Here is a 6,823-nt window from a genome sequence, read left to right as displayed (position 1 = left end):
AGGAAGGTTTCTGGCGCACCTGAAATTGCGCTGTCCAGGTTTCGCCTGGTGCGATGCGCTGATGTGGCGTCCCGTCATATCGCGCCGGCACGTGGAAGCCGTGCCAGTGAAGTGTGGCATCCTCTTCCAAAGTGTTGGTCACATTCATGCGCACGTCGGCACCATTTACCATATCCAATGTCGGGCCAAGATAGGATTGGTTGATACCTATGGTCGGCGTGAATTGGTTATCAAAAAATGCCGTACGCCCGCTTTGTAGCGTCAGATCATATTCTGTAATCGCACCATTCTTTTGCCCGGCATAGAGAACGGGCACCTGAAGCAGATTTCGATCAGAGGCGGGCGTTGCTTCGACTTGCCCATTCGCTCCGCCTCCGCAGCCCGCCAAGCTTAGCGATGTTCCTGCCAGGCCAAACAACGTGGTTCTCCGGGTCAACATGGATTATCTCCTCTGTTTGTTGTTCCTATGCCTCGCTCGGCCCGATCGACAAGGTTTTACTTCTTGTTGAAGAACAAGAACTTGACGAAGGCCGCGCTGCCTAAAACAAGAAAGGCGATAAGCAGAAACATTAATAAACCGCCGATCGGATCCATCGTCATCCATTGGTCCCGCATCATCAAATGGTCATTGTTCACAATTTATATCCTCTGCGCCGCCGGGCGTTCAAACACTGTTTGGCATGGCGCGACGTCTTGGCCAGGTACCGAAACTCGGACTGTGCGATCTATAGCCACTGGAGGGTCAAGACCTAATTGAAAAAAATCCATCCTTGCGGCATCGTCTGCAGATCCGCACCCAGTCCGATCAGCTGAATGTTGAAATCCATCTTGTCAAATCGAATACACCACTCACAAAAGAGATGGGCGGGAGGCGATCACCTGACGACTCCTCAACGCAGAAGTCTTGAAACTAGCAGCATGTCCGGAGCTCCAACGCCGCTTTGAAATAGATCAGGAGCGAGATTCAGACTTGTGCCCCGGTAAGTCGCTCGGCGGATGAGGGTAATTTGCCTTTGCGTGAGACGGGTGTGAAGCTGGCGGATCCCGGCGCAGAAGCGCGACATCGACATCTCCTGCATCCAGATCAGCTGACGAGAACGACAATGCTGGGCAAGACTGCGGTCACGGTCCAAACGTTGTTCTGCAGATTCTGCGGTCTAGCTGGATCTGTTCCACATAAGCACGCCCGTTCCTGTTGTTTCATTCGAGAAGAATGCAGCGCGCACTGGACCTGCGAAACTTGGATCATCAAGTTTGACAGCGAGATAAGGCTTCTCACCATCTTTAGATTCCTGATGCCAGGCGGCACCGAGTTCTGCCCCGCCAGCGTAGAGCCGATAGTCGGGCGCATCATCTTTCGCCTTCGACTTGTTCGGGACGAGCTGGGCTTTGACATTGATGGTCATGGTTCGGATGGTGCCGGTAAAGCTGCCATCCTTTGCGGTGAAGGTTCCGATCTGTGCCATGGGTCTAGTCTCCGTTGCTGGCTTGCGTGTGAAGGGCGCGGCGCGCCCGTTTGAACCCGGCATCATTGCCGAGAAAGTTTTCCAGCATGGCGGGAATCAGCGCTTCCGGCTTTTCCTCTGCGCCGTAGGTCTGCTGGTATATTTCTGCATAGTCGCCAAGTGCTGCGGCGAGACCCGGATCGACCGAGACAGTTATTCGGACCGGCGTGCGATCGGGAAGTCGTTCGAGACGAAGGGCCATCAGTGAACGCTCCTCTGTACGAAGTCCGCCGCCGTTGCGCCGCGCGCAATGTCGAGCAATTCATCCGTTGAGAGGTCCATGCCGACGACTTTACTGCCGGCGGGATCGTCGGGCGGCGCGCTTGCCCAGGCTGTCAGTTTCTCGAACAGAATGAACGACAGCGCCACATAGGCAATCGCGAACGGTATGTAAGCCCAGAGCCAATAGTCGCCGAAGACGCGCGTGACCTGAATCAGTGGCAGCACCAGGTACGTCATTGCGACCGCGAAACCGATCTCCAGGAGGATCTGTCCCCGTCGGGCAAGGCGCGGTGCCCGTCCACGTTCGATGAGCAGGATCCGGCCATCCGGCATTCCAGCCTGTTCGTATTCAAGTTGGTTCCATGGATCTTGCATTTGGTTGCTCCTGTTCAATGCGGTCTGAGAATGAGGTCATATGCCGCCTTCGGGACTATCCCGTGTTGCGTGCATCTTCGGGGATCAAGTGGTTCAGAAGTAAGGGGTTTCAGAGTTTTGGATATCGGCATAGTTTTTCTCCTAGAGCTGGTTGAGGAAGGCAAGGAGCCGGTCATCGGGCCGGTACTTTCCGGGCTTGCTGTCGAACGGGATCGTCCTGGCAAGGATCTTCTCTTTGAGCACCAGGTCGGCATCGAGATAGATTTGCGTGGTCTCGATGGACTCGTGTCCGAGCCAGAGTGCGATCGCGGTTTGCTCGACCCCCGCATGCAGGAGGTCCATTGCTGTCGTATGCCGGAGGCAGTGGAAGGTGATGTGCTTCTTCTTCAGCGAAGCGCAGGCTTCGCTCGCAATGGCGAGATGCTTGTTCAGGAGCCTCTCGACGGCGTCGGCACTCATCTGCCCGCCACGCATGCTCGGGAACACGACTTTATCTGGTGCAGCACCAGTTTCTTCGAGCCAGACCGCAAGCACGGCGGCGACAAGTTTGCAGAGGGGGATGGCGCGCTGCTTACGCCCCTTGCCGATGATGTCGATATGGGCGCCCGTGCCGAACGTGATGTCCTGACGCCTGAGGCTGGTCACTTCCGACAGGCGCATGCCCGTTTGCAAAGTGGTCAGCAGCAAGATGTGATCCCGGCGGCCGATCCAGGTTGCCCTGTCGGGCGCATTCAGAAGCGCATCGGCCTCGGGGCGGGTCAGGAAGTCGATCAGCCTGCGGTCATGACGTTTGGACGGCATGGCAAGGACACGCTGGATCTGGGCGCTGTGGGTCGGCATCTCATAGGCGGCGAACCGGAAGAACGAGCGGATCGCTGTCAGGCGCAGATTGCGGGTGCGTACGCTGACGCCCCGTGCCTTCTCCATCTCGGCAAGGAAGGCGGAGATGAACGGCGCATCGATCATCTCGAACGTCAGCCGGTCGGGAGAGGTGTGCAACCGCTCCTGCGCAAAGCGCAACAGCATCCGGAACGTGTCGCGATAGGATTTGATCGTGTGGGCGCTGACCCGCTTCTGCTGCATCAGCCGCTGCGTGAAGAACTGCTGCAGGAGCGCTGCAAAGGTCGGTATCGGAGCGGATGTCATGGGGAGGCCTCCCACCTATGTTGAAGCCGTGTCACCGCCTCGGTCATCAGCCCCGGGTTCTGGTGGAGATACCAGTAGGTGTAGTTGAGGTGCGAGTGCCCGAGATAAGTGGACAGCGCCGGCAGGCGCCGTTCAGGATCGGCGCCTGTGCTGTAGCATCGCTGCAGGACGTCAACGGCCATGGTATGCCGCAGGTCATGCAGGCGCGGCCCGTCAGGCGTTCCCGCATCGCACAGCCCGATCCGTCTTGTCAGCCGTTTGAACGCCCGCCCCAGGGCGGCGTGAGTGATCCGGCGCCCTGGCTCCGAGATGAAGAAGGGCAGAACCTCCCTGCCAGCGAGGTGCGCCGCGCGCGCGTCCCGATAGGTTTCCAGCACGGCACGGGTCGTCTCATGCACGGGCGCCAGCCGGGATTTTCCGAACTTGGTGTTTCGTATGATAATGACGCCCGCGTCGAGATCGACATCGCCGAGATCGAGGTTCAGCACTTCGCTGACCCGCATTCCGGTGACGCTGATGAGCCCATACATTGTGTAGCGGCCGAGACAGTAGAAGGGCGTTGCACCGCCCCATTTGTGCAGGCTCGCTGCCAGGATGCGCTGGATTTCTTCTCTGGTGAAGATGTGAGGCTGGAACGTATTTCTTCGGCGCGGCAACATATCCGTTGGCGGCACCTCGGTCATCGGGTCGTCATGGATGCGGTGGCGCGCAAAGCTCCGTACAGCGCGCAGCCTTCCGGCATGATAGTTCTGGTCCGTCGAGGGCGTCTGCTGGGCCCACTCTGCGGCCAGCTTCGCCGTGATATGCACCGCGCGCCGATGTTCCATGAAGTCGGCAAACTGGCCAAGCAGCCGTTCGTCCGCCTTCAGACGGAAGCCCAGCGCCCTGCGCAGATCCAGATATTCGTCAATGGCTGTCCGCATCGGAGTCATGGACGCACCTCCGGCCATGGCAGGGCAACTTCCCGCAGAGCGGCAAGATCGACTTTCGCATACCGGCGCGTTGTCTCGGGGCTGCGGTGCCGCAGCACCTGGCCGATATCCGTCAGTGTTGCCCCTTGCTGCAGCATATCCACAGCCAGCGCGTGGCGAAGCTGATGCGCGCCCGTGCATTCCGTCTCGATCCCGGCGCGCGCAATCGCACGCGCGACCATCTGGCTGATATCGCTATGGGATTTGAGACCATCGAACGGCGCGCGCGATCGCAGGAACACCCTCCGGCAGGCCGAGTCCGGCCGGCCATGCTCAAGATAGGTGGCGATGGCCTCTCCCACATCATGCGGCAATGGCAGCGGGCGTTGCGTGCGGCCCTTTCCAGGCACGCGCAGACAGCCGCCCTTCCAGTCGATATCTTCCAGCTCGAGCTGGACAACTTCTCCGGCCCGCAGTCCGAGGCGGGCCAGCAGGAGCAGGATGGCGCGATTGCGCAGGCCCGCTGGCGTCGCCCACGTCCTGCTCGCCTCCAGGAGACGCCGGACCTGCGAGGCCGGCATCGCTCTCGGGATCGAGGCCATCGACCACCCGGCCACGGAAGGGACCGTTGCGGCAAGATCTGTGCGGATGTAGTCGCGATAGCGGGCGAAGCGAAAGAACGACCGCAGCGCCGTCGTGACATGTTTGGCCGAGGCAAACGTCCGGCCCGCCGGGGCGCGTTGCCGGAGATACACCTCGATCTGGCCCGCGCGCAGCGATGCAAGGGGCAGCTCCGCTCCGCCGGATACCTGGATCAGAAAGCGACGGACATAACCGGCATAATTATCGATCGTTGCGGGCGTGAGGCCGCGTTCCTCGCGCAGCCAGCCGGTGTATTCGATCAGGACCCGGTCCATTTCTGTCATCTGGACCACTGGCGCCGGAGGGCTTTCGATCACACCCGCCTGCCGGAGCCAGTCCGTCAGAACGGAAAGTGTCAGGCAGTCTCCGCGTATGGAGCACCGATGAACGGACCTTATCCGCAGGAACGCCGCTTCAGTCTCGCGCGTGATCTCTTCTGCGGGGATCTGTTCCTGCGCCAGCCACCGGCTGAACTCGCTGACGAGAAATGTCTTCTTCCAGAACGAGACCTGCGAATATCCGCGTCCGGCGAGGTAGTCGGAAAATGGCTCCAGATAAGGCGCCAATGGCCCTTCGGCGCGAAGCCGCTCAGGCCGCTTTCTGCAGGCCCTGTTCATCGGAAAATCTCCGCCGACCGGCCCCGGATCCACCGGACTATGCCGACCGACAGGTTCAATATTACCACGGAAAGGAAGAAGATGATCATTAAACACGGGATAGTTCCGAAGGCGGCATATGACCTCGTATTCCGCTAGCGGAATACGAGGTCGCGCGTGACGACCACGCGGACGGGCCAGCCGGGGCGGACCCTGATCGTGGGCTGGATGCCAAGATTGCGTTCGACGACGCGCTGTCCGGCCTGATTAACGGTGTCGGTTGTGCCCCGGCGGATGGCGCGTTCGATATCGCCGTCGCCTGTCGACCCAAGTTCGGCGCCGACCCCGAGGATTGTGGCGAGGCCGGCCGCGACGAATATGCGGTCCCAGTGATGATCCGTTCTGTCAGAGAGGCCCGCATAGCCCTGCGCGTCTGCGCCGGGCGCGGAAATGGAAATCGAAGCCCCGTCCGGGAAAATGATCCGGTCCCAGGTAACCAGCGCGCGGTCCTGGCCGAATGACACCTCAGACTGGTAGCGGCCGATGAGGCGCGAGCCCTGCGGGATCAGGACGTAGTGTCCGGTGATGGTGTCGTAGACCGGCTGGGTGACCTGCGCGACAATCGTGCCCGGCAGGTCGCTATTGATACCGGTCACAAGGCTTGCCGGGATGAGTGTCCCAGCCATGACCTGGTAAGGCGACAAGGGATCCTCGACACGGTGAGGATTGTAGATGTCGCGGTCTGAACCTTCGCTCGCGAACGCCAGCTTGCGGTCCTGGAGATTACTGTCAGCTGCCTCGCCAAACGCGGACGGGGCGCCTTGTGGCAGGGCCGCCAGCGCGAGCAGTTCTGCGCCGATATCGCGGGCAGGGTCGTGCGGCGAGGAGTTGCCCTGATTGGCGCCTGTTTCCGATTTCAGGCGGAAGAAGACGGGCGCCTTCGCCGCTTCATCGGCGAGGGCGGCGTCCCGCATGCGCCGGGCCCGTTCGGCTTCGTCGGCCGGGTTCGGGCGGAAGTCATTTTCGAACCGGTCGATATATTCCGGCTTCAGGCCGAGATCGCGTTCAGCGCGGAGCACGGTCGCGCCGAGGTCGCCGGACAGGGGTGGCCCAAGCCGCGGAATACGGTCTTCGACCGGGGAGAGATCGCTATAGCTCGCCGGGAGCGCAGACAGGCCTTCGGGCTTTCTTGTATTTGTCGTGTTGTAGAGTTCGTGCCTGTCAGCCGGGTTAGCGGCTTTGGGCGGCTTCAGGGCAATGCTCATCGCGGCGAAGAGGCCCAGCACGCCAAGGCCTGCGCCGACCATGAGCAGCTTGCGATTGATCCGTGTCACCGGCTTCGGGTTTGACCGGATCTTCAGCCGCTCGGCATGTTCGTCAAAGGGGACGGGCTCGGACATCGCGTCAGCCTCCGAACATCGTGGCC

General features: G+C 60.7%; 8 protein-coding genes. All 8 read right to left on the bottom strand.

Features of this window, described 5'->3' with window-relative positions:
- A partial coding sequence (locus HOC_RS19680) for a multicopper oxidase domain-containing protein (protein WP_156950566.1) occupies positions 1 to 439 on the bottom strand: 439 nt, incomplete at its 3' end.
- A 718-nt stretch (positions 440 to 1,157) separates the two neighbouring features.
- Positions 1,158 to 1,466: a DUF736 domain-containing protein gene (locus HOC_RS19675; protein WP_035541903.1), complete on the bottom strand. Its 309-nt coding sequence runs from the start codon at positions 1,464 to 1,466 to the stop codon at positions 1,158 to 1,160.
- A gap of 4 nt (positions 1,467 to 1,470) precedes the next feature.
- Positions 1,471 to 1,707 (bottom strand): DUF2274 domain-containing protein, encoded by a 237-nt coding sequence (locus tag HOC_RS19670; protein WP_035541900.1) that lies wholly within the window; start codon positions 1,705 to 1,707, stop codon positions 1,471 to 1,473.
- Positions 1,707 to 2,102: a hypothetical protein gene (locus HOC_RS19665; protein WP_035541896.1), complete on the bottom strand. Its 396-nt coding sequence runs from the start codon at positions 2,100 to 2,102 to the stop codon at positions 1,707 to 1,709. The genes HOC_RS19670 and HOC_RS19665 overlap by 1 nt, the downstream gene beginning before the upstream one ends.
- 141 nt (positions 2,103 to 2,243) lie before the next feature.
- Positions 2,244 to 3,248 (bottom strand): tyrosine-type recombinase/integrase, encoded by a 1,005-nt coding sequence (locus HOC_RS19660; RefSeq protein ID WP_035541894.1) that lies wholly within the window; start codon positions 3,246 to 3,248, stop codon positions 2,244 to 2,246.
- Entirely contained in the window at positions 3,245 to 4,180 is a 936-nt protein-coding gene (locus tag HOC_RS19655; protein ID WP_035541890.1) for a tyrosine-type recombinase/integrase, read from the bottom strand. The genes HOC_RS19660 and HOC_RS19655 overlap by 4 nt, the downstream gene beginning before the upstream one ends.
- Positions 4,177 to 5,418, bottom strand: a complete 1,242-nt coding sequence (locus HOC_RS19650; RefSeq protein ID WP_035541889.1) for a tyrosine-type recombinase/integrase — start codon at positions 5,416 to 5,418, stop codon at positions 4,177 to 4,179. Before HOC_RS19650 ends, HOC_RS19655 begins: the two co-directional genes overlap by 4 nt.
- A 134-nt stretch (positions 5,419 to 5,552) precedes the next feature.
- Positions 5,553 to 6,823, bottom strand: a 1,271-nt coding sequence (locus HOC_RS19645) for a TraB/TrbI/VirB10 family type IV secretion system protein (RefSeq protein WP_241767100.1), incomplete at its 5' end; no start/stop codon positions are given.

Origin of the sequence: Hyphomonas oceanitis SCH89 (genome assembly GCF_000685295.1) — a bacterium.
In the GTDB taxonomy this organism is placed as follows: Bacteria; Pseudomonadota; Alphaproteobacteria; order Caulobacterales; family Hyphomonadaceae; genus Hyphomonas; species Hyphomonas oceanitis.
Note: the sequence above shows the minus strand (reverse complement) of the source record. Positions and strands in the feature narration are given on the sequence as shown.

Bases quoted from the DNA above. Each gene is read 5' to 3' on its own strand.
- HOC_RS19665 (WP_035541896.1), bottom strand. From the start codon at position 2,102: ATGCAAGATCCATGGAACCAACTTGAATACGAACAGGCTGGAATGCCG.
- HOC_RS19650 (WP_035541889.1), bottom strand. From the start codon at position 5,418: ATGAACAGGGCCTGCAGAAAGCGGCCTGAGCGGCTTCGCGCCGAAGGG.
- HOC_RS19675 (WP_035541903.1), bottom strand. From the start codon at position 1,466: ATGGCACAGATCGGAACCTTCACCGCAAAGGATGGCAGCTTTACCGGC.
- HOC_RS19670 (WP_035541900.1), bottom strand. From the start codon at position 1,707: ATGGCCCTTCGTCTCGAACGACTTCCCGATCGCACGCCGGTCCGAATA.
- HOC_RS19660 (WP_035541894.1), bottom strand. From the start codon at position 3,248: ATGACATCCGCTCCGATACCGACCTTTGCAGCGCTCCTGCAGCAGTTC.
- HOC_RS19655 (WP_035541890.1), bottom strand. From the start codon at position 4,180: ATGACTCCGATGCGGACAGCCATTGACGAATATCTGGATCTGCGCAGG.